General features: G+C 73.0%; 18 protein-coding genes. 5 read left to right on the forward strand and 13 right to left on the reverse strand.

Annotation, left to right across the window (positions count from 1 at the left end; genetic code table 11):
* Positions 1-466 precede the first annotated feature (466 nt).
* Positions 467-895, reverse strand: a complete 429-nt coding sequence (locus ACWCXB_RS11530) for an Lrp/AsnC family transcriptional regulator (RefSeq protein ID WP_450721534.1) — start codon at positions 893-895, stop codon at positions 467-469.
* A gap of 70 nt (positions 896-965) precedes the next feature.
* On the opposite strand from ACWCXB_RS11530, the gene ACWCXB_RS11535 reads away from it, so the two are divergent.
* Positions 966-1,598 carry a hypothetical protein gene (locus ACWCXB_RS11535; RefSeq protein WP_450721536.1) on the forward strand — a complete coding sequence of 211 codons (633 nt, stop codon included), beginning with the start codon at positions 966-968 and terminating at the stop codon, positions 1,596-1,598.
* A gap of 65 nt (positions 1,599-1,663) precedes the next feature.
* Here ACWCXB_RS11535 and ACWCXB_RS11540 read toward each other — a convergent pair whose 3' ends face one another.
* Positions 1,664-2,362 carry an esterase/lipase family protein gene (locus ACWCXB_RS11540; protein ID WP_450721538.1) on the reverse strand — a complete coding sequence of 233 codons (699 nt, stop codon included), beginning with the start codon at positions 2,360-2,362 and terminating at the stop codon, positions 1,664-1,666.
* Between the two features lie 93 nt (positions 2,363-2,455).
* On the opposite strand from ACWCXB_RS11540, the gene ACWCXB_RS11545 reads away from it, so the two are divergent.
* The 4 genes from ACWCXB_RS11545 to ACWCXB_RS11560 all read left to right on the forward strand — a co-directional run bounded on the left by ACWCXB_RS11545 (position 2,456) and on the right by ACWCXB_RS11560 (position 5,886).
* Positions 2,456-3,928 (forward strand): acyl-CoA synthetase, encoded by a 1,473-nt coding sequence (locus tag ACWCXB_RS11545; protein WP_450721540.1) that lies wholly within the window; start codon positions 2,456-2,458, stop codon positions 3,926-3,928.
* Positions 3,921-5,294, forward strand: coding sequence for a carboxyl transferase domain-containing protein (locus ACWCXB_RS11550; protein WP_450721542.1), 1,374 nt, complete (start codon positions 3,921-3,923; stop codon positions 5,292-5,294). Before ACWCXB_RS11545 ends, ACWCXB_RS11550 begins: the two co-directional genes overlap by 8 nt.
* A 111-nt stretch (positions 5,295-5,405) precedes the next feature.
* On the forward strand, positions 5,406-5,657 hold the full coding sequence (locus tag ACWCXB_RS11555) for a DUF6400 family protein (RefSeq protein WP_450721544.1): 252 nt from the start codon (positions 5,406-5,408) through the stop codon (positions 5,655-5,657).
* Positions 5,641-5,886: a hypothetical protein gene (locus ACWCXB_RS11560; RefSeq protein WP_450721546.1), complete on the forward strand. Its 246-nt coding sequence runs from the start codon at positions 5,641-5,643 to the stop codon at positions 5,884-5,886. Before ACWCXB_RS11555 ends, ACWCXB_RS11560 begins: the two co-directional genes overlap by 17 nt.
* 161 nt (positions 5,887-6,047) lie before the next feature.
* On the opposite strand, the gene ACWCXB_RS11565 is transcribed toward ACWCXB_RS11560, so the two are convergent.
* From ACWCXB_RS11565 to pstS, 11 genes are all read right to left on the reverse strand, one after another.
* Positions 6,048-6,428: a hypothetical protein gene (locus ACWCXB_RS11565; RefSeq protein ID WP_450721548.1), complete on the reverse strand. Its 381-nt coding sequence runs from the start codon at positions 6,426-6,428 to the stop codon at positions 6,048-6,050.
* 164 nt (positions 6,429-6,592) lie between these two features.
* Complete coding sequence (locus ACWCXB_RS11570) at positions 6,593-7,876, reverse strand: MFS transporter (protein ID WP_450721550.1); 1,284 nt, start codon at positions 7,874-7,876, stop codon at positions 6,593-6,595.
* A gap of 147 nt (positions 7,877-8,023) precedes the next feature.
* A complete protein-coding gene (locus tag ACWCXB_RS11575) occupies positions 8,024-8,827 on the reverse strand; it encodes a phosphate ABC transporter ATP-binding protein (protein WP_450721733.1) in 804 nt (267 codons plus the stop codon).
* Positions 8,828-8,890: 63 nt separating this feature from the next.
* Positions 8,891-9,865 (reverse strand): sortase domain-containing protein, encoded by a 975-nt coding sequence (locus ACWCXB_RS11580; RefSeq protein WP_450721552.1) that lies wholly within the window; start codon positions 9,863-9,865, stop codon positions 8,891-8,893.
* Positions 9,862-11,160, reverse strand: coding sequence for an Ig-like domain repeat protein (locus ACWCXB_RS11585; RefSeq protein WP_450721554.1), 1,299 nt, complete (start codon positions 11,158-11,160; stop codon positions 9,862-9,864). The genes ACWCXB_RS11580 and ACWCXB_RS11585 overlap by 4 nt, the downstream gene beginning before the upstream one ends.
* Positions 11,161-11,180: 20 nt before the next feature.
* A complete protein-coding gene (locus tag ACWCXB_RS11590; RefSeq protein ID WP_450721556.1) occupies positions 11,181-12,053 on the reverse strand; it encodes a hypothetical protein in 873 nt (290 codons plus the stop codon).
* A 49-nt stretch (positions 12,054-12,102) separates the two neighbouring features.
* Positions 12,103-13,980 (reverse strand): WxL protein peptidoglycan domain-containing protein, encoded by a 1,878-nt coding sequence (locus ACWCXB_RS11595; RefSeq protein ID WP_450721558.1) that lies wholly within the window; start codon positions 13,978-13,980, stop codon positions 12,103-12,105.
* A gap of 142 nt (positions 13,981-14,122) precedes the next feature.
* On the reverse strand, positions 14,123-15,697 hold the full coding sequence (locus tag ACWCXB_RS11600; protein ID WP_450721560.1) for an Ig-like domain repeat protein: 1,575 nt from the start codon (positions 15,695-15,697) through the stop codon (positions 14,123-14,125).
* A 110-nt stretch (positions 15,698-15,807) separates the two neighbouring features.
* Entirely contained in the window at positions 15,808-16,806 is a 999-nt protein-coding gene (locus ACWCXB_RS11605; protein WP_450721562.1) for a hypothetical protein, read from the reverse strand.
* Positions 16,807-16,902: 96 nt separating this feature from the next.
* Positions 16,903-19,452: a hypothetical protein gene (locus tag ACWCXB_RS11610; RefSeq protein ID WP_450721564.1), complete on the reverse strand. Its 2,550-nt coding sequence runs from the start codon at positions 19,450-19,452 to the stop codon at positions 16,903-16,905.
* Positions 19,449-21,134: a phosphate ABC transporter substrate-binding protein PstS gene (pstS, locus tag ACWCXB_RS11615; RefSeq protein ID WP_450721566.1), complete on the reverse strand. Its 1,686-nt coding sequence runs from the start codon at positions 21,132-21,134 to the stop codon at positions 19,449-19,451. Before pstS ends, ACWCXB_RS11610 begins: the two co-directional genes overlap by 4 nt.
* Positions 21,135-21,193 lie beyond the last annotated feature (59 nt).

Below are 21,193 nucleotides of genomic sequence, written 5' to 3' on the forward strand. Positions count from 1 at the left end.
CCCCCGGGGCGCGCTGGGCGGCGGCGCGGGGCACGGTTTGCGGGGCGCGGTGGGCGGGGCGCGGCGGGCGGCGGCGCGGGGCGCGGTCGGCCGGGGTGTCCGTCCTCAAGCGCCGGACGGGCTTGAAGTGTGGCCGGCACCGCGCGGTGGGCCCGCGTGTCCGTCCTCAAGCGCCGGACGGGCTGGGTGGTCGGGGGTGCCCGGTACCGGGCAGTTGCCGTCCGGGTCCGCTCCGGGGCTCGTGTCCTGGACTGCGGTCCTCACCGCGCTTCGCGCGAGTTGCGGGCGCTTTTACGTCCAGAACACGACCCCTACGCGTCCCCGGGGAGGGTCACCGGTGGGGCTCGCCCCGGTGGGCATGTTTTGCGGGCAGGCGTTCCGCTGGGGGCCCAGGACGAACTCCTAGGGGCCGGCCGGCGACCCGGGCCGGGCGGCCCACCTCGGTGTCGGGCAACCGTCCGGAGGGCTAGCGCGCCGTGCGCAAGGCGATGCGGGTGCTGGACTGGGCGACGCCCGCGTCGCGTTTGAGGCGGCGCAGGAGGGTGTCGAGCGCCGCGGGGTCGGCGGCGCGGGCGCGGACGAGGTAGTCGTGGGCGCCGGTGACGTGGACGACCTCAGTGATGCCGGGGAAGCGGCGCACAGCGTCCTCGAACTCCTCGTTCGTCGTGTCCAGGCGCAGCGTGATGTCGATGAAGACGACGAGGCCCTCGCGGGCCCCGGCCGCCGCCGGGTCGACCAGGGTCGTGAAGCCGCGGATGACGCCCTCGCGGCGCATCCGCCGCACCCGGTCGGCGGCCGCGTTCGCGCTCAGCCCGACCCGTACACCCAGATCGCGGTACGAGATCCGCGCATCCTCCTGCAGCACGCCGAGGATTTCACTGTCGAGGCGGTCCATACTGCGATTGTCGCAGTGCGGACCGTAATCCGGCCGCGCGGGCCGCGGGCGCGGTCCGATCGTGTGCGCCATGAGCGAGACATGGACGACTGCGGTCGCCGGCGCGGCCGCCGGCCTTGGCGTGGCGATGCCGCTGGGTGCGGTGGGGGTCCTGCTGATCCAGGAGGGGATGCGCGAGCGCCGCGGCGCCGTCGCCGCGGCCGCCGCGGTGGCGGTGGTCGACATGGCGTACGCGGCGGTGGCGACGGCCCTCGGCCCGCTGGTCGCTGCCGTGCTCTCGGGGGTCGAGGCGTGGGTGCGGCTGGTGTCGGCGGCCGTGCTGATGGTGATCGCGGTCCGGGGGCTGTGGGCCTCACGCCAGGCGGTCGACGCCGCCGCGACGGCGACCACGGCGGCGGAGGGGTCCGGTGGGGCCGTGCGGACCTTCATCCGGTTCGCCGCGCTGACACTCGTGAACCCCACGACCGCGCTGTACTTCGCGGCCCTCACCACCGCCCAGGGCGCCGCGCTCGGCGGTGGCACGGCCGGGGTGGCGTTCGTGGCCGGGGTGTTCGCCGCGTCGTTCGTGTGGCAGCAGCTGCTCGTCTCCGTGAGCGGGTTCGCGGGTTCACGGATCGGCGCGCGGGCGCGTGCCTGGACGTTCCGCGTGGGGTACGGCCTGGTGGCCGTGTACGCGGTGAAGGTCGCTCTCCCGCTGCCGTGAGCCGTACGGCCCAGCCACATCGGGTGGCCCAGCGGACCAGGGGGCTTCTTTTGGATCAGGCCGGATCAGCGAGCGGGGTTGCTGTGCAGGAATGCGCGGACGCCCTGGGAGACCGCGTCGTCGCCGAGCAGGGCGTTGTGGTCGAGGCAGCCGGCGGCGTTGTTCGTGGCTCCGGTCAACGGGACGCTGCTGTCCGGGTTGATCATCTCGTCGCAGTTGGACCACCAGGTCGCGTAGCTCACCCCGCCCGGGGTCTCGTCGCCCGATGCGAGGTTCGTCTGGACGTATGAGCCGGGGGTCATGTCGCGGCAGGCCTGGTCCCAGAGCGCGCAGGCCCAGGCGACGGAGGTGCCGTGGTTGGGGCCGCCGAGGGAGACCCAGTGGGCGACGGTCCCGGTGCCGCCGCCGAACTTCACGTACCAGCGGGTGACGAGGCTGCCGAAGGAGTGGGCGACGACGTCGACGCGGTCGGCGCCGGTCCGGCGGCGGACGTCGTCGACGTACGAGGCGAAGAGGCCGGAGAGGGTCTCGTTGACGGACCGGTGGGTGTCGTAGCCCCAGGAGAAGAGCTCGGCGTCGGTGTAGCCGTCGGCCTTGAGGTCGTCGCGGAGGCTGCCCCAGACGCCGGGGTCGGCGTTGTAGCCGTGGACGAGGACGACGGGGTTGTGCGTGGCGCGCGTCCGGGCCTGGGCCTGGGCCGGTGGGACGAGGAGCGCGGCGAGGACTGCGAAGAGCATGATCAGTCTTGCGCGCGGTGCGGCCACGGCATCCCCCTCGGTGAGTAATCCGGGAGAATGGTGGGGGCTGCGGGCAAGGATGAACAGCCCTGTGCGCGCGTGACTTGAGGAGGATGACGAGTGAGTGCTCTCTTCCCGGCCCTGGCCGCGGGTGACGAGGGTTCCGTCCGGCCCGCGCTGTGCTTCGGCGACCGCGCGCTGACGTACGGCGAACTCGCCGCGGCGGCCGGGGCACTGGCGGGCCGGATCGCGGGAGCGGGGCGGGTCGCGGTGTGGGCCACGCCGTCGCTGGAGACCGCGGTCGGGGTGGTCGCCGCGCTGCTGGCGGGGGTGCCCGCGGTGCCGCTCAACCCGAAGACCGGCGAGCGGGAGCTGGCGCACATCGTCGGCGACAGCGCGCCCTCGCTGGTGCTGGCGGGGTCGGGGGACGAACTTCCGTCGGTGCTGGGCGGGTTGGCGCGGCTGGACATCCCGGTGTCGGCGGTGTCCGGCCGGCCGGAGGTCCCGCTTCCGGCCGAGCCGGACCCGGGTGCGCCCGCGCTGATCGTCTACACCTCGGGCACGACGGGCCCGCCGAAGGGTGCCGTGCTGCCCCGGCGGGCGATCGCGGCGACGCTGGACGCGCTGGAGGACGCGTGGGCGTGGACCGGTGACGACGTCCTCGTACAGGCCCTGCCGCTGTTCCATGTGCACGGGCTGATCCTGGGGGTCCTGGGGCCGCTGCGACGGGGTGGTTCGGTGCGGCACCTCGGGAGGTTCTCGCCGGAGGGCGTGGCGCGGGAGCTCGGGGCGGGCGGGACGATGCTGTTCGGCGTGCCGACGATGTACCACCGGCTGGCCGAAACGGTGGAGGGCGACCCGGAGTTGCGGAAGGCCCTGGCGGGCGCGCGACTGCTGGTGTCGGGCTCGGCGGCGCTGCCGGTCCATGACCAGGAGCGGATCTTCGCGGCGACGGGGCGGCGGGTCGTCGAGCGGTACGGGATGACCGAGACGCTCATGAACACGAGTGTGCGGGTGGACGGGGAGCCGCGGCCCGGCTCTGTGGGTCTGCCGCTGCCGGGCGTCGAGCTGCGGCTGGTGGAGGACGACGGCTCGGAGATCGCGGGGTGGGACGGTGAGACGGTCGGCGAGATCCAGGTGCGCGGCCCGAACCTCTTCACGGAGTATCTGAACCGGCCCGACGCGACGGCGGCGGCGTTCGACGGGAGCTGGTTCCGTACGGGGGACATGGCGGTCAGGGACGCGGACGGCTACGTACGGATCGTGGGCCGCAGGGCGACGGACCTGATCAAGAGCGGCGGCTACAAGATCGGCGCCGGCGAGATCGAGAACGCGCTGCTGGAGCACCCCGGGGTGCGCGAGGCGGCGGTGACCGGGGAGCCGGACGCGGATCTGGGCGAGCGGGTGGTCGCGTGGGTGGTGCCGGTGGATCCGGCGCGGCCGCCTTCCGCCGATGAGCTGGCCGGCCATGTGGCCGGACAGCTGGCCCCGCACAAACGCCCGCGCACGGTCCGCTTCCTGGAGGCCCTGCCCCGCAACGACATGGGCAAGATCATGAAGCGGGCGCTGACGGACGGCCGGGCCGATGTCTGACGGGCTGACCGCACGCGAGGCGATCGCGCTGCTCGCGGAGGAGTTCACGGAACACGGACCGCCCACGCCCGGAACCGGCGCCGCGGCGGTCGCGGCGGGCGGGGCCGAGGCCGGTGACGGGCCGCTCGGGTGGGCCGGGTACGGCGCCGCGCGGGCGCGGGCGGTGGCCCGTACCGGCGAGGAGGAGTCGGTCGTCTGGGGCACCGCGGAGATCGGGGGGCGGCGTGCCGTGGTCGTCTCGTTCGAGTTCCGCTTCATGGGCGGGTCGCTGGGTGAGCGGACCGGGAACCGGCTGGAGGCGGCGTACGCGCACGCACACGCCGCGCGGCTCCCGCTGGTGTCGCTGATCGCGACCGGCGGCAGCCGGATGCAGGAGGGCATGGTCGCCCTCACCCAGCTCCAGCGCGTGGCCCGCGCCTCGGCCCTCGTCCGCGCGGCCGGGCTCCCCCAGGTCGCCGTCGTCCGCGACCCGACGACGGGCGGCGGCTGGGCCACCCTCGGCGCGGGAGCGGACGTGATCCTGGCCCTGCCCGGCGCCCAGATCGGCTTCGCGGGCTCCCGCGTCCGCCCGCCGGACGCCGACCCGGCCGCGTACACGGCGGAGGGTCAGCTGGCAGCGGGCCACATCGACGCGATCGTCCGCCCGGAGGAGCTGCGCACCACGCTGGCGCTGTGGCTGGCGCTCCTGACCGGCGGTTCGTCCTCCCCCGCTCCCGCGCCGCCGCCCGCCGCCCTCGGCGGCACCGCCGTCGCGCCCACCGGCTGGGATGCCGTGCAGCAGGCCCGGTCGGCGGGGCGGCCCAGGGGCGGGGCCTATCTCGACGCGTACTTCGACCAGCGGCTCGCCGTCCGCGGGGACCGGTGCGGCGGGACCGACCCCGGGATGCTGTGCGGGTTCGGGCTGCGAGGCGGGCGGGCCGTCGCGTACGCCGCGCAGACGGGGACCGCGACGCGGCCCGCCGGGTACCGGACGGCCGCCCGGCTGATCCGGCTCGCGGACCGGCTGGGCCTTCCCGTGCTGACGCTCGTGGACACGCCCGGCGCCGCCAATGACGCCGAGGCCGAGCGGGACGGCGCGGGCGCGGCCATCGCCGAGGTGTTCGCGGCGATAGCCGAGGCACGGGTGCCGGTGACGACGCTGGTGATCGGGGAGGGCGGGTCGGGCGGCGCCCTGGCCCTGGCCGCCCCGGGCAACACCTGGGCCACGCCCGACAGTTACTTCTCCGTCATCGCGCCGGAGCTCGCCGCGGCCATCCTCAAGCGCGCCCCGTCCGACGCTCCCGCGACCGCGGACCAGCTGCGGCTGCGGCCGCAGGACCTGGTGGACCTGGGCGTCGTGTGCGGAATCGTGACGAGTGGGGAGTAACGGGACGAAGCGCTGATGAAGTGAGTCACAGCCGAACTGTGGCGCTTCACGCGCGTCCCGGCCCTCTGATAGAGAGGGCAGACCCCCTACTGCACCACCGGAAGTCTCGCCATGGACCAGGACAGCGCCCCCGGCCACATACCCTTCACGATCGACCTGACCTTCGAGGAGGCGCGGCGACGCGCCGAGGTCGTGGCCGCGCTCGGTCCCGACTGGGACCCCATCGCCGCGCTGCAGGGCGAGGACGAGGCCTTCGCGCTCCTGTACTCCGGCCTCGACGCCGAGCAGCAGCGCACGTACGACATGCTCGTGGCCGCCGGTGTCCTGCCCGGAGGGGAGCCAGGCCGTGCGGCTGCCCATTGATCCGCAGGCCGACATCGCCCGCCGCGCCTGGGTGCCCTGCCCCAACTGCAACGACTCACGTGACTGCGCCACCTGCGCCGACCGGCGCAACTGCCGTGTGCACTGGCGGTATCTGATCTCCAACAAGGGGACCGTCGTCCACCTCCAGTGCCCGGGCTGCACCCACATGTGGTCGCTCGACACGCGGCGTCGCGCAGACCGCCCTGCGGGCGACGCGCCCACCTGCTGAACGGCCCGGTACGGCGCCGCTTCGCCGTACCGGGCCTCCGCTCCGAGCCGTCAGCGCGTCACTTCACGCCGACCGCCCGGATGATCTCCTGCTTCACGGTGCCGGCCCTGGTCGTCGGCGGCCGAGGCCCGCAGGGAGAGGTGCTCGGCGCCCTTCGGCACCTACAGCGATGCCTCCCATACGGCGGACCTGCCGCGTACGCCGTCGAGCCGGACCTTCGACCACGTCTTCCCGTGGTCGTACGACACCTCCAGCGTGGCCCCGGTGATCGTGCCGGTGCCGACGGCGCCCTTCACGTACTCGGAGAAGATCCCGACGTCGAGCTGCTTCCCCGCCCGCGCCTTGCCGGTGAGGTCGGTGACGGTGACCTCGTCGCCGGTGATGAGGGTGACGGTGTGGCGGGTAGCCGATTCCGCAGGCGCGACAGTGCCCTTGGGGCTGTCGGGGGTCTCCGCGCCGAGGGCCTGTCCGGCCGGGAGCAGTACGAGGGAGAGCCCGGCCGCCGGCAGCCGGGCTCTCCGTCTCGCGGGTGCTCTGGTCATGAAGGTCTCTCCTCGTACGCCCGGTGAAGGGGTGGCTCCGGGCGTTGCGAAGAGTCTGGGGTGAACAGAAGTCGCCTCGGGCGACCGGGTGTTGGCGGTTAGGTGCCTTGGCGGCTGTCTGCCAGTCGCCCGCGTGCGGCTGGACGTGTGCTGCAGGCGTGTGCCTACGGCGTCGGCTCCCGCGCGTCGTACCGTACGAACCCGCGTGCGCGCAGGGCGAGCAGACCGATCGCCAGAACGCAGGCGAGCCCGCCGCCGGTGATTGCCACCGCGGGGGAAGTGAGGCCGGCGACGGACCCGGCGAGGAAGTCCCCGAGGCGCGGCCCGCCCGCGACGACGACGATGAACACGCCCTGCAGGCGCCCGCGCATCTCGTCGGGCGCGGCCGCCTGGAGCATCGTGTGGCGGAACACCATGGACACCGTGTCGGCGCAGCCCGCGAGGGCGAGGAAGAACAGCCCGAGCCAGAGGTTCCTGGTCAGCCCGAACACGGCGATGGCCGTCCCCCAGGCGGCGACGGCGAGCAGGATCGCCGCCCCGTGCCGCCGGATCCGCCCCAGCCAGCCGGAGAACACCCCGCCGAGCAGGGCCCCGACGGCGGGCGCGGCGACGAGGAGCCCGGTGGTGCGGGCGTCACCGCCGTACCAGAGCACGGCGACGGCGGGGAACAGCGCCCGCGGGTGCGCCAGGATCATGGCGCAGAAGTCGGAGAAGAACGTCATGCGGATGTTCGGGCGGGTGGCGAGGAAGCGCAGCCCGTCGAGGACCGACGCCCGCTTCCTCGCCGTGCGGTCGCGGTCGCCGTCGCCGTCCCGGTCGGGCAGCATGGCGGGCAGCCGCCACATGGCGTACAGCGCGGCACCGAAGGCGACGGCGTCGATGAGGTACGCGGTCTGATAGCCCCCGTATCCGACGATCAGCCCCCCGAGCATCGGCCCGATCAGCATCCCCGACGTCATCGTCATGGAGCTCAGCGCATTGGCCGCGGGCAGCTGCTCGGGCGGCAGCAGCCGCGGGATCATCGTGGTCCGCGCAGGCGAGTTGAGCGCGGCGCACACGGCCTGCAGCGCGACGACGCCGTACAGGAACCAGACGTGGTGGAACCCCGCGAACGCGGCGCAGGCGAGCGCCGCCGACAGCACCGCGGACCCGGTCGCGCTGTACAGCCCGAGCTTGCGCCGGTCGACGGTGTCGGCGACGGCTCCGCCGTACAGCCCGAAGACGATCAGGGGAACGAGCGAGAAGAGTCCGACGAGTCCGACGGAGAAGGTGGACCGGGTGATGTCGTACACCTGGAGCGAGATGGCCAGGGCGGTCATCCCCTGCCCGATCCACGAAACGGTGTTCCCGAGCCACAGCCGCCGGTAGTCGGCGGAGGTCCGCAACGGGGTGAGATCGGCGAGGATGCGGCTGCGGCGCTTGCGGGTGGGGGTGCCGGTGGTGGTCATGCGACGACGGTCGCGGGGTGGGGGTGGTGAGCTATCGGCGGCATGAGGGAAGTATAGGGACGCAGGGATATGGGCCCCTTACGGTGCGGGGGCGGGGCGGGGCCGCTTCGCGGGCCTTCTCCCAGCCCCGACCCCGCCCGAAGCGGCCTACCCGAAGCGGCCCTCGACGTAGTCGGCCGTGCGCGGGTCCGCGGGAGCGGTGAACATCGCCGACGTAGGGCCGTGCTCCACGATGACCCCCGGAGTCCCCTGCTCCGCGAGGAAGAACGCGCACTGGTCCGAAACCCGCGCCGCCTGCTGCATGTTGTGCGTGACGATCACGATCGTCACCTCCTGCGCCAGTTCCCGGATCGTCTCCTCGATACGACGGGTCGACGTGGGGTCCAGCGCCGAGCACGGTTCGTCCATCAGGAGCACCTTGGGCCGCACGGCCAGCGACCGGGCGATGCACAGGCGTTGCTGCTGACCGCCGGAGAGGGCGCCGCCGGGCTGGCGCAGGCGGGTGCGGACCTCCTTCCAGAGTCCCGCCTTGGTCAGGCATTCCTCGACGAGGTCGTCCTTGGCCGCGCCGCCCATGCGGGTACCGGTGAGCTTCAGGCCTGCGGTGACGTTGTCGTAGATGGACATCGCCGGGAACGGGTTGGGCTTCTGGAAGACCATGCCGACCTGGCGCCGGGCGTCGGTCAGCCGCTGTCCGGCCGCGTAGACGTCCTGGCCGTCGACCAGCACCTCACCCGCGAGCGAGGCGGAGGGGACGAGTTCGTGCATGCGGTTGAGGATTCTCAGGAAGGTCGACTTGCCGCAGCCGGAGGGGCCGATGAGGGCCGTGACCAGACTCGCCGGCATGGTCAGCGACACACGGTCGAGGACCTTGTGGTCGCCGAACCAGGCCGAGATCCGACGGGCCTCGAGGGTGGCTCCGGTGGTTCCGGTGGCCCCGTCCGGGTGCACCGGCAGCGAGAGGGTGGTCTGTTCGGTCACTGCACGTCCTTCGGGAGTTCTCGGGAGACTCGGTCACAGCAGGTTGGGGAGGAGCAGCACCGCCTGGTCGGCGACGGCGAGCCCGAGGGCGCCGAGCAGGGGCACGCCGACCACCCAGGTGTGCGGCCGCCCCCAGCGGGCGTGCGCCCAGGCCAGGGCGCCGGCCGCGAGTACGAGGCCCTGGCCCCAGAGCACCAGCGGCAGCCAGGCCGCCTGCTGCGTGGCCATCGGCTTCTCGTCCTCCGGCAGGGCGCCCGGCGGGAGGGAGGGAGCCGGTGTCGGCTGGACGTCCGCGACCAGGTCCGCGTCGACCCGCAGAATGCCGCCGGGCATGAACGGGGTGCCGTCGGCGGTGATGAGGGTGAGCCGGCCCCGGCCCGCGGCGAGCGCGGGCGGCTGGGGATCGCCCGCCCGCCGCGGACCGATGACCCGGTACGTGTGCTTGCCCTGGCCCGTGGTCACGGTGAACGTGTCGCCCGTGTTCAGCTCGCCCAGGTGGCCGAACGGCCCCCCGTAGGTGGCCTGGCGGCCCATGATGACGCTGACTCCGGCCTGGCCGGGCAGGATCGTGTCCCTGCGGTGGCCGGGGCCCCGGGCCAGGTCCTCCGCCGTGGTGCCCTCGCCGACGACCTCGCGCAGGTGGAGCGCGGGGATCTCCAGCAGCGCCACCGGATCCCCGGGAGCGGCAGCCGGGCCGTCGCTCCCGGAGCGGCCGACCGGGGCCACCCCGTTGGCCAGGGCGCTGCGGAAGTCCGCGTAGTCGACCTGCCGGTCGCGGGCGTGGCGAAGCTGGCCCACGAGACCGGCGTCCACGACGAACCCGAGCAGCAGTGCGCCCAGGATGCTCAGCGCGGCGGCGGCGACGCGCAGCCCGGGGCCGGCGGCCGGGCGCGGCACACGCGGCCGGCCGGGCTTCGGCGGCCATGGGTTGTCGGCGGGCCGACCCCCGGCCGCCGACGGCTGGTCGCCCTGTGCCACGGCGTGGGCCACGGCCCGCGGTGCCGTCATCCGATCCTCCGCGATACGGAGGTGGCGGAGCCCGCGGCGTATCCGGCGCGCTTCGCCGTGACGGTGACGGTGAGCAGGTGGCCGCGGTCCGCCCTGGTGGGGTAGTACGTCGCGCGCGTGGCGCCGCTGATCACTCGTCCGTCCCGCTTCCAGACGTAGCTGTACGAGGTGGCCGCCGGCGTCCACGTGCCGGCCTTGACGGTCTGCCGGTAGCCCACCTTGGCCGTGCCGGTGATCGAGGGCCTCGTCACGTTCTTGAGGGCGGGGCCGAGTCCCACGGTCACCGCCGGGCTGGTCGACGGCGTGCTGCCCGTGCTGTTGGTCGCGGTCGCCCGGCACGAGGTCCGGTGCGGGTGGTCGGCGGCCACGAGCGTGCGGGTACGCGCGGTCGCGCCGCTGATCACCGCGGCGTCGCGGAGCCAGACGTACGTGACCGACGTCGCGCCGCTGAACGTCACGGCGCAGGTCACCGTCGAGCCGACCCTCGCGGTGCCGGTCACCTTCGCGGGCGTGACGACCGCCGGCGGCTTGATCCTGACCGTGTACGACAGGGCTGCGGAGGCCGAAGCGCCGTACGCGGCGGGGTCGGACGGTGTGAACTCCGCCTTCAGCGCGTGCGTGCCGACGGCCATTCCGCTGGTGTTCAGGGTGGCCGCTCCCGCCGGGACCGCGACCGCGGAGCCGATCTGGACCGCCCCGTCCAGGAAGCGCACCGTACCGACCGCACCGGCCGGGGAGACCGTCGCGGTCAGCTTCACGGACGTGCCCTGGACGACGGGGCTCACCGGGGCCGCCACGAGGGTGGTCGCCGTCGCGGCGGCGGGCGCGGTGCTCTGGTACGTGGTGTCGGAGGTGAACCAGACGGGCGCGGTGAAGTCGCCGTACGTCGCCGGTCCGAACGCCGCCCGGCACGTCAGCGTGAAGTCGTAACGGCCCTGGAGGGTGGTGAAACCGGCCGTGCTCGCGTAGTCCCGCATGGTCTGCGTCAGCGGTACGACGATGCCGCCGCCGGGCGAGAAACTGTACGTCTCGATCGGCGAGTTGCTCACCACGATCTGGCCCTCGGCCGGGAAGCCCGAGCCCTTCACCGAGACGATGAGGTTGGTCGCCTCCGCCGGGCACGGCCCGGCCGTGGTCAGCGCGACCCCGCTGGTGTCCGTGCCGGCGGCGGGAGTCACCTCCATCGCACCCGGGACGTCGGCCTGGGCGCCGCCGGCGCCGAGCGCGAGCACACCGGCGGCCGGCAGGGACGCGAGCACGACCGCCAGGGGCCGGCGCGCGGTGGGGAACTTCATGGTCGGCGTCTCTCCCCGGCTCAGACGTTCGGGCTGTCGGTGAGCGGGAACTCCTCGCGCCGGCGGGCCCTGCGGACGACGGTGGCGCCGGCCGCGACCAGGGCGGCCGAGACCGCGCCCAGCACGGCCGCGTCGGCGCCGGTGGCCGCGAGGGAGCCCTTGCCGCCCGAATCGCCCGAGCCGCTCGAACCGCCGCTGACCTCGGTGGTGATGCCCTGGGAGCCGCCGCCCGGGGTCGCGGTGTCCGTCGGGCTCGCGGTGTCGGTCGGGGATGCGGTGTCCGTCGGCGAGGCGGTGTCCGTGGGGGAAGCGGTGTCCGTCGGCGTCGCGGAGTCGGTGGGTGACGCGGTGTCCGTCGGCGTCGTGCTCGGCGTGGGCGACGAGGAGGACGGCGGCGGCGTGGAAGGACCGGCCGGGTCGGTGTTCTGGTACGCCGTGTTGGAGGTGAACCAGATCGGCGCGGTGAAGTCGCCGAGGCTGGTGCCGTTGAAAGCGGTGCGGCAGGTCAGCGTGAAGTCGTAACGGCCCTGAAGTGTGGTGAACCCGGCCGTGTTGGCGTAGTCCCGCATCGTGAACGTCAACGGCACGATGATGCCGCCACCGGGCGAGGACCCGTAGGTGCTGATCGGCGAGTTGCTCACGACATTCTGGCCCTCGGCCGGGAAGCCGGAGCCCTTTACCGAAACAATGATGTTGGTCGCCGTCTGCGGGCAGGCCGCCGAGGTGGTCAGCGTGATGAGGCCGACGTCCGTGCCGGTGGGCGGGGCTACCTCCATCGAGCCGGCGGGCTCGGCGTGCGCGGTGGTCGCGGTGACCAGCCCGACGGCGCCGGACGCCGCTATCAGCGAACCGATGAGGACGGCGGTCGGCCGGGTGATGCGTGTGCTCGGCATGGTGCTTTTCTCCCTCAGCAATGGGTCAGGACGTGGGTGTTGGTGGTGTTCAGTCGCCCGGTGCGGGCTCGGAGGTGGTACGCGTCCGGCGGCCCCGCACCCAGTGGGCGACACCAGTGAGGAGCGCCAGCAGGGCGACGGCGAAAACGCCCGCCGACCAGGCGACGAAGGACGTGCCGCCGTTCCGGGGAGCGGCGTCGTCGGCCGCCGCGGCAAGCGGAGGCGCGCCGGCAGCGGGCGGCGCGGAAGGTGCCGCCGAGCCCCCCGCTGCCGGGTTTCCCGTTCCTGCGCCCGTACCGCCCCCCGACGCGGTCGGCGGTACGGGCTGTCCGGACTGCCCCGGCGCCTCGGCGCCCGGGGCCGTTCCCTCCACGGCCGCTACGCGCGTACCGTCCAGGTACGCGTCCTTCGCGGTGAACCGGAGGGACCCCGTGAAGTCCCGCAGACTCGTCAGGTCGAAGGCGCCCTTGAGGCAGCTGACCGTGAAGGTGTAGGTGCCGCGGAGCGTCGTGAAGCCCGCCGTGCTGGCGTAGTCCCGCATCGTGTAGATCAGCGGTATCGACAGTCCGCCTCCGGGCGCCTTCGGATAGGTGGCGAGCGGCGCGTTGCCGACGACGATCTGACCGCCGCGCGGGAAGCCCGCTCCGGCGACGCGGGCGATGACGTTGGACGTCTTCGCCGGGCAGGGTCCGGCCGCGGTGAGCGTGATGGGCTGCGTGTCGCTTCCCCGCGCCGGGGTGACGGCCAGTCCCCCGCTGTCCGCCGCCCTCGCCTCGGCGGGTGTGCCCGCCACGATCGCGCCGGCGGCCAGCAGGACCGCCGCCAGGCCCACGGCCGACGCGGCGAGCCCCTGCTTCGCACCGGCCCCGGCCCTGCGCTGCCCGGCGAGGGCCGGCCGCGGTCCGCGGCGCCGACGCCGGCGTACGAGATACGACGTCACGGCCACGGCGGCGACCAGCAGCAGGATCAGCAGCGCCCACGGCACGGCCGCGAACGCGGCGGTACGGGTGACGCGGGGCAGGACGCGGTGCTTGACGTCCCCGCGCACCGGCTCGGGGTCGACGGTGACCGTGGTGGTGTCCCGTACCGCGGGGAGGACACCATCGGCCGATGTCGTGATCTTCAGGGCGGCGCCGGGCAGCAGTTCGGTGGTGTCACGGACCTTCGCCACCTCGGCCTCGCCGCCGAACGCGTCGCGTACGTGCACCGCCTGACGGGACGCCAGCCGCACATTGCCCGTGTTGCGCAGGGTGTACGTCACCGTCGCGGAGCCGGTGCCGAAGGGATTGGCGGTTCCGTGGTACGTCGTGTGGAGGTCCTCGACCGCGAGCTGCGGCTTCAGTTCACCGGAGACGCGCAGATAGATCCGGGCGCCGACCCGCTGGTCGACGGCGACCTTGCTGCCCTTCCTGTCCGTTCGTACCGCCGACAGCGACGCGACGATTCCGCCGGTGTGGTCTCCGGGGGTGGCGGTGCGGGGGACGGTCATCGTGAAGGGGACGATCACGTGGGAGCGACGGGGCACGCTCAGCACGTTCTTGCCGAGCTTGACCCAGGAGCCGACGTCGGTCGCCTTGCGGTCCGCCGCGAACAGGTCGAAGCCCCCGTCTGCGGTCGTGAAGGCGTCGCCCGCGTACACACGGAGCGTGAGCGGCTTGTTGCCGTAGTTGAAGACGGCGATGTGGTCCTTGACGACGGCGCCGGGGGTCGCCCCGTACGAGAAGTTCGGCCGCGCGTCGGGCTTCTTGGCGGCGGACGGCTGGACGCCGAACGTGGTGCGCCCCTGTCCGCCGTCGCTCAGCCGCGCCGCCGGGGCCGGTGAGGCGGCCGGTGCGGCGGCCGACGCGGGCGCGGTGAGTGCCGGAAGCGCGGCGAGGAGGCAGCTGGTCAGGACGGCGGCGATGCGGCGGGCTGAGGCGGTGATCATGTCAGGTCGTCCGATCGGGCGCGGGCAGGACGGGCGTGGCGGGAACGGGGCGGGGGTGTGACCGGGACGGGCATCGCTGCCCGTCCCGGTCGGGGGCGGCAGTACCTGGGGGGTGGGGCCGCCCCGGAGCCGTCCGACGGGGTCAGATGGCGGTCAGGGTGAGCGTGGCCGTGTAGGTACCGGCAACGGTCGAGGTCGGCGCGTTGAGGGCCAGGTCGGCTCCGACGTGGGCGGTTCCCAGGCCGGTGCCCGTGGCGAGGGAACGGGAGGACTTGAGTCCGGCCGTGCCCGCGTCCGCGGGGGCGACACCGTTCGCGGCGGCAACCGCCGCGCCGGCCGTGACGGTCTGCGACGCGCCCTTGTCGATCACCTTCGGCGTCCAGCCGAGGTTCTGACCGTTGATCTTGTGCGTACCACCGTCGGAGAAGTCGGTCACCTGACCGCTGACCGACCAGCCGGGGTTGCCGGCGCGGGTGTCGGTCAGCGTGACCGGGTTGATGGCGCCCGCGGTGGACAGCAGGTCACCGTTGGCGTTGAGCTGCGGGGAAGGCAGGGTGACGTGCGGGTTGTCGACGCTGATGACCAGTGCACCGGCCTCGACGGTCGTGGTGATGTCCTGCGAGGCGGTGACACCGGCGAAGGCGCCGATGACGTAGGGGACCGCGCCGGAGTCGGAGCCCAGGTACGCGGCGGGGTTCGCCGGGACGAAGGTCGCCGAGAAGGAGTGGTCGCCGGTGGCCAGGCTGCTGCTGGTGAAGGACGCCTGACCCGCGGAGACCGGCACCGTGGCCAGCGTGGTGGTCGTACCGCCCACCGTGTCCTGGAACTTGACCGAACCGGCCGCCGAGGCGGGCGCCACCGACGCCGTCATGCTGACGGGGCTGTACTGCGCGGCCGTGCCGGAGGGCGAGACGGCCAGCGCGGTCGTGGTCGCCGTCGCCGGGGCGGCGTTGACCGTGTAGGAGACCGCGGACGACGTCGATCCGTTGTAGGCGGCGCTCGACGGCGTGAAGACGGCCGTCAGCGCGTGGGTGCCCGCGCCCAGGCTGCTCGTGGTGAGCTGCGCCTGGCCGCCGGCGACGGCCACCGGGCTGCCCAGTGCCGCGCCGTTGTCGCGGAACTGCACGGTGCCCGCGGCGCCGGCCGGGCCGATGTTCGCGGTCAGCGTGACCGGGGTGCCCGCGTCCACCGGGCCGGCCGGGCTGACGGCGAGGGAGGTGGTGGTGTCGGTGACCGCGGCCGGGTCGGTGTTCTGGTAGGCCGTGTTGGACGTGAACCAGACCGAGGCCGGGAAGTCACCGAGGCTGGTGCCGTTGAAGGCCGTACGGCAGGTGACGAGGAAGGTGTACTTCCCCGTCAGGGTGGTGAATCCGGCCGTGTTCGCGTAGTCGCGCATCGTCTGGGACAGCGGGATGATCAGCCCGCCCTCCGGGGTCGATCCGTACGTGCCGATCGGCGAGTTGCCGACCACGTTCTGGCCGCCGGCCGGGAAGCCCGAACCGGTCACCGAGACGATGATGTTGGTGGCGCTGTCCGGGCAGGGGCCGGACGTGGTCAGCGACATGCTGGAGGTGTCGGAGCCGGTCGCAGGGGTGACCGCCGCGGTGCCGATCTCGGCGGCGTGCGCCGAGGGGGCCAGGGCCAGGCCGCCCGCCAGCACGGCCACCAGGCTCGCAAGGCCACCCGCCAGGCTCCGCGAGAGCGTGTTCTTCCACACAGTCGTGCTCTCCTTCTGGGAAGGATTCGGAAGTTACGTGAGCGATGGGTCAGGCATGGGGGGTTGGGACGCTGCCGAGGGCGCGCTGTGGGACGCGCGCCACCGAGGCGTCAGGAGGTCTGCTTGCTGGTGTCGCCGCAGTTCGCGTTGGTCGCGAAGCCGTAGGTGTTGATCACGCTCTGCTGCTGGCAGATGAGCGAGTTCGGGCCGACGAAGACGGTGCTCCACGGCGCCGTCCCGATCTTGCTGGTCGGGATGACGTTGTAGACGTCGCGCTTCACACCGAAGTTGCTGTTGAGGGTGTTCGGCGCGAGACCGTCGACGGTGCCGAGGATCGCGCGGCCGCGGAGGTCCGCGATGGTCTGCGAGGCCTGCGAGTTGTACTGCGCGATGGAGAAGGGGACGATCGACTTGTCGTCGAGGACACGGCCGTCGTGCTCCTGGACGGGCGCGCCGCCCTTGGTGTCCTTGATGCAGGGGTAGACACCGGCGACCACGTCGGCGTCGGTGATCCCCATCTGGGACTCCCAGAAGCTGCGCGTACCCGAGCCGGCCTGCGGCAGGTACACGGTGAGGCTGTAGTTGGGAGCGCTGCCCACGTAGTTGGGGTCGCAGTGGTAGATGGCCTTGAGGTCGTTCAGCGTGAGCTTGCGCGGCACCGTGCTGGTGGGCGTGATCGAGTAGCTCACCGCGTCCACGGCGAACGGGACGTAGGTCAGCCCGGGGTTCGCGGCGCCCAGGTTGAGGCTGGAGGACCGGGAGAAGTCCAGGCACTTGTTGTCCGCCTGCAGCGAGTTCAGCAGGGCGGTGCGCCCGGCGCCGGACCCGTTGGGGCGGTTGATGGTGCAGCCCGGGGTGGTGGCGGGGTCCTTGGTGGTGATCTGGGCGGAGCCGGTGGCGTCGTACGAGCCGATGACCTTCTGGCCGCCGATGGTGATGGCGTTGGCCAGGCCGTTCATCACATCCTGCGTGGTGTCGGAGCCGACACCGGAGAGCTGGCGGTAGGGCGGCGGACCGGAGGGGTCGGCGACGGCCTGGCCGGCGCCGAGTGCGCCGGTGAGGAGACCGGCGATGCCGACGGCGGCGATGGCTGTCTTTCTCGTGTTCACGTGCGATACCTCTCGGTTAGGCTTTCGCCGGGTGATGCCCGGCGCGTGTTCGGACAGTTCGTTGGCGCGGACCTGTCGGTGTTCCGGGTTCGGGCATCACCTCCCTTGGTTTCCGGGTGACGTGGCCCCGGCGCGCCGGGCCGCGAGTCCCGCCGACAGCCGCGGCACCACCCTGGGCAGGAGGTGGCCGCCGGCCGCGGCGGCGAGCCCGACGACGAGGGCGATCAGGAGGGCGTAGCGCACGGCGCCGAGCGCCCATGCCGGAGTACGGATGGGGGGTCCTTCGGAGGCCGCGGCGGGCGCGCCCGCGGAGGGCTTCCCGGACGGCTGTGCGGCCGCGGGCGGGGAGGCGTCGGCGCCTCCGGCCGCGCCCGGCTGCCCGCCGGACGCCCCGGCGCCCGCGGCTGCGCCGCTCCCTGCCGTACCGCCGCCGGACGCGTCCGAGCCGCCCGCGTCGCCGCCGGGGCCGGGACCGGGACCTGCGGCCGAAGTGCCCGCCCGGGACGCGATGGCGTCGGCCGCGACGCGGGTCTGCGCGCGCAGGCCCTGCGGCAGCGGGGCGTACCCCGCGGGGAGCGTTCCGGCCGCCACCCCAGGCTGCTGGCCCGCGCCCGCCGCGTACTTCAGGAGTGCCGCGTAGTCCTGGCCCTCCTGCTTGGTCAGTTGCTCGGGCACGGTCGCGGCGTAGGTGAGGAGGGTGAGCGGGTAGGCGTTCGCGACCTTCGTGCCCGGGTCGGGGCTCAGCACTCCATCGACGCCGCTGGGCTTCATCGCCGCCTGGCCGGCGAGCAGACCGGCCTCGTCGGGGCCGACGAAGCGGGCCGCCGCGTTCTGAAGCTTCGCCGTCACCAGCCCGTACCGGCTCGCCGTCGCCGTGTCGGTCACGGCAAGGACCGCCCGCCGGCCCGCGCTCTGCGGCGGCGTCTTCTTGTAGCCGGGGGGCGTGGCGGTGGCGTCCCAGCTGGCCCGGGCCAGGGTGTCGCCCCGGGCGGCCGCGCGGGCGGCCGCGTGCATGTCGGAGGCGTACGGGTGCTTGTCCTGGATGCACAGGGGGTGGTCCGGGTGGTCGGCGAACTCCTGGCAGAACGGGTCGCTCTTGGGGAAGGAGTTCAGGGGCAGTTCGATGCCCCGGTAGTGCGGGTTGACCTTCATTCCGGAGAAGGCGGGGTCGCCGTGGCGTCCCTTGGTGTCGGGAGTGCCGTTCAGGAACTCCCGGGCGGCCGGGTCCTGGTCGACCCAGCTCCACAGCTGCCCCGTCGCGTCGGACAGCGCCTCGGACACCAGCGCGTCGCCGAGGCTGCCACGGAAGTCGAGGTCCTTGTAGGCGGGGTTGTACTTGTGGAACTCCGGGTCGTGGCCGAGGTTGAAGGGGTTCTCGGCGGTGCTCGTCGCGAAGCGCGAATTGCCGTCCTGATACGACTCGCTGAGCAGCTTGGCGATGAGCCTCGGGGTGAGGTTGAGGCTGGTCAGCCGTGCTCCGTCGCGCGCCTTGACCTCGGCGGGCGCGTTGAAGCCGGCCTGGCTCTCGATGAAGAAGCCGATGGTCAGTCCGGACAGCGCCACGGGCGCGTAGACGGGTTTCCGACCGGCCGGCACCCGGTCGCCGGGGACCGGACGGCCCAGGAAGACCATGCCGGGCGCGTCGGAGACCAGCTGGGTGCGAGCCGTGTCGTCGGTCACCCGGGCATACCCGAAGATCGTCTTTCTGCCGGTCCGGCACAGGGCCGGCTGCCAGCGGATGACGGCCTCGGCGACGATCTCGTGGCCGAGTGCGCTCCGTTCGTCGGCGCCGATCGGGCAGAAGCTGCCGATCGGTTCGAAGCGCAGCGGCACGACGAGGCGGTGCTTCCAGTTGCCGGCGGTGAGCGGCGACGACTGCAGCTGTCCGCTCGGCTGGGAGCGGTACGAGCCGCCGTCGACCTCGGTCTCGCCGCGCGGCACGACCACCAGCCAGCAGGATCGTCCCGGCGACCCGTTCGAGGCGCCGGCCGGCACCTCGCCGCAGCCGAGACCCGGCGCCTCCAGCGCCGTCTGGGCCTCGAAGTACACCTCGCCCTTGCCGTCGGGGCCGCTGCGGGCGTGGGGGACCTCGTTCGTGGTGCTCACGTCGTAGAAGTCGTTCCAGTTCCCCTTCGCGCTCACCTCGCCGGTGACGGATCTGAACGGGACGTACGAGATGCCGGTGCCGGTCGCCGGAGGAAGCTGCTGGGCCGGGTCCTTGAGGCCGCCGTACGTCAGCTGCCGGGTGTTGGTGAACGCGCCGGCGGTCGTGCCGATGTCCAGTGCGGACGAACCGCCGAACTGGCACTGCTCGGGGTCGGGTCCTGCTGCGCCGTCGCCCCAGCACTGCATGATCTGGAGGTAGTTGGCGGCGTAGGTGGTGTCCGAGATCGTGGGGGCAGCGCCCCGCCAGCTGATCTTCACCGCCTGGTTGACCAGGTTCCGGGTCTGGCTGACCGTCACCTTCAGATCCGCGTAGGGGCCCCGTCCGGAGACGGTCACCGCGGATCCGTCCCCGGCGGCGGCCCGGTCGGCGGCGTCGGCCGGCCACGGGGCCGAGGCCGCCACGGCGGCACCGATCACGGAGAGCAGGACGAGCGCGACGGTGGCCGATGTGCTGACGAAGCGGCGGAGAGCGGCGATCATGACCTGCCTCGCTTCAGCCGCCTGCTGAGCAGCGGCGGTCCGACGGTGAGCGCCACCAGAAGTACGCCCGCCACCGCCATGAGCGCGCTCTGCATGCCGCCGCCGATGCCCCGGGAGGTCGTGACGGGTACGGCGAAGGCGTCACCGCTGCCGCCGGCGGCCGCCGCGCCGTTCTCCCCGATGACCTGACCCGTGTCCGGGTCGATCGTGGCCCCACCGGGGCCGCCCGTGGCCCCGCCGCTGCCGGTTCCGGTGCCGGACGTCGTACCGCCCGCACCCTTGCCGCCCGCACCGGCGGTCGAGCCGCCGGAGCCGGTGCTGCCGCCGCCCGTGGCGCCCTGGGCCGAGCCGCCGGACGAACCGCCGCCGGAGGCGGAACCCGAGCCGTTGACGGTGGTCGGGGTCTTGGCGCCGCCCGTGCCGGTGGAGCACTGCGTCGTGCCCTTCTTGTCGCAGTCGGGCGGGTAAGGCGCCGTCTTGGCCAGCGTGTTGGTGCCGTCGCTGGAGAAGGTGGGGTTGCGGCAGTTCTTGATGTTGATGTTCTCGGGGTCCACGCCGGGGATCTTGCGGACCTGCTTCAGCCCGGCCTCCACGAGGTTGATCGGGAGGGGCGAGTAGCCGAGACGGTCGACCCGCTGCTGCCCCTGGCAGAGGAAGTAGTACGCGAAGGCGCCGAGGGTCTTGCCCTTCTGGGCGTTGAAGTTGGACTCCAGCTTGGTCGGGATGATCATGTAGCTGTAGCTGGAGAGCGGGTAGGTGCGCCTGTCGGTGTCGTTGTAGACGGCTTCGAGCTTCTGCGTCAGATACTTCGGCGAGGAGGGGTTCTCCTCGATCTGCGCCTTCGTGAGCGCCACCGCCACGTTCCTGGCGGTCGGCTCGGTGTAGTACCCGGCCTCGTTGAGCACCTTCGCCACCGGGAATCCGGTGGTGTACACGGCGAAGGAGTACTCGACGTAGGTGATGGTGCCGACGTTGCCCTTTTCGGCGACGTAGCCGGACACGCCGTTCGAGCCCGACTGACCGACGAAGCCGCTGCCCGGAACGACCGGGAAGTTCGACGTCTCCCCGCACGGAGTCTGGCGGCCGGCCCTGCGGCAGTAGGCGTCCCACACGGATCCGTGCTTCGTGCTCAGCCACTTGGTGAACTGCGCGGTGGTGCCGGAGCCGTCCGAGCGCACCACCGGCACGATCCGGCGGGCGGGCAGCGCCGCGGCGAGCGCCGGGTTGTCGGCCTTGATCGCCGGGTCGTTCCAGGTCTTGATCTGCCCGGTGAAGATCTTGGCGACGACCTCTCCGGACAGCCGGAGATTGGTCACCCGCTTGTTGCCGATCGTGAGGTTGTACATGAACGCGGTTCCGCCGGCCACGATCGGCATGTAGGCGTATTTCCGGGACGGCGGCGAGTCGACGACGCCCGAGTCCTTGATGCCGTAGGGGATCTCGGAGACGGCGTAGTCCACGGTGCCGTTGCGGAACTGGTTGCGGCCGTCGGACGACCCCGTGGGGTTGTAGTTGACCGTCATGCCGTACTGCTTGACGTTGGCGACCCACTGGTCGATGGCGTTCTGGCTCCAGGTGGATCCGGCACCCGAGATCGGGACGTACGTGGCGGCGACGGCGGGCTCGGCGCCCGGCATCGCGACGCCGAGCAGGAGGGCGGCCACGAGAGCGAAGGCGGTCACGACTCTCGGGAGGAGGCGTGCTGTCGTTGCCGGAGGCGATCCGGGCATGGCTGGTGACT

It is taken from the genome of Streptomyces sp. NPDC001514, from assembly GCF_053597075.1.

Bases quoted from the DNA above. Each gene is read 5' to 3' on its own strand.
- ACWCXB_RS11530 (WP_450721534.1), bottom strand. From the start codon at position 895: ATGGACCGCCTCGACAGTGAAATCCTCGGCGTGCTGCAGGAGGATGCG.
- ACWCXB_RS11535 (WP_450721536.1), top strand. From the start codon at position 966: ATGAGCGAGACATGGACGACTGCGGTCGCCGGCGCGGCCGCCGGCCTT.
- ACWCXB_RS11550 (WP_450721542.1), top strand. From the start codon at position 3,921: ATGTCTGACGGGCTGACCGCACGCGAGGCGATCGCGCTGCTCGCGGAG.
- ACWCXB_RS11555 (WP_450721544.1), top strand. From the start codon at position 5,406: ATGGACCAGGACAGCGCCCCCGGCCACATACCCTTCACGATCGACCTG.
- ACWCXB_RS11565 (WP_450721548.1), bottom strand. From the start codon at position 6,428: ATGACCAGAGCACCCGCGAGACGGAGAGCCCGGCTGCCGGCGGCCGGG.
- ACWCXB_RS11570 (WP_450721550.1), bottom strand. From the start codon at position 7,876: ATGACCACCACCGGCACCCCCACCCGCAAGCGCCGCAGCCGCATCCTC.
- ACWCXB_RS11580 (WP_450721552.1), bottom strand. From the start codon at position 9,865: ATGACGGCACCGCGGGCCGTGGCCCACGCCGTGGCACAGGGCGACCAG.
- ACWCXB_RS11585 (WP_450721554.1), bottom strand. From the start codon at position 11,160: ATGAAGTTCCCCACCGCGCGCCGGCCCCTGGCGGTCGTGCTCGCGTCC.
- ACWCXB_RS11590 (WP_450721556.1), bottom strand. From the start codon at position 12,053: ATGCCGAGCACACGCATCACCCGGCCGACCGCCGTCCTCATCGGTTCG.
- ACWCXB_RS11595 (WP_450721558.1), bottom strand. From the start codon at position 13,980: ATGATCACCGCCTCAGCCCGCCGCATCGCCGCCGTCCTGACCAGCTGC.
- ACWCXB_RS11610 (WP_450721564.1), bottom strand. From the start codon at position 19,452: ATGATCGCCGCTCTCCGCCGCTTCGTCAGCACATCGGCCACCGTCGCG.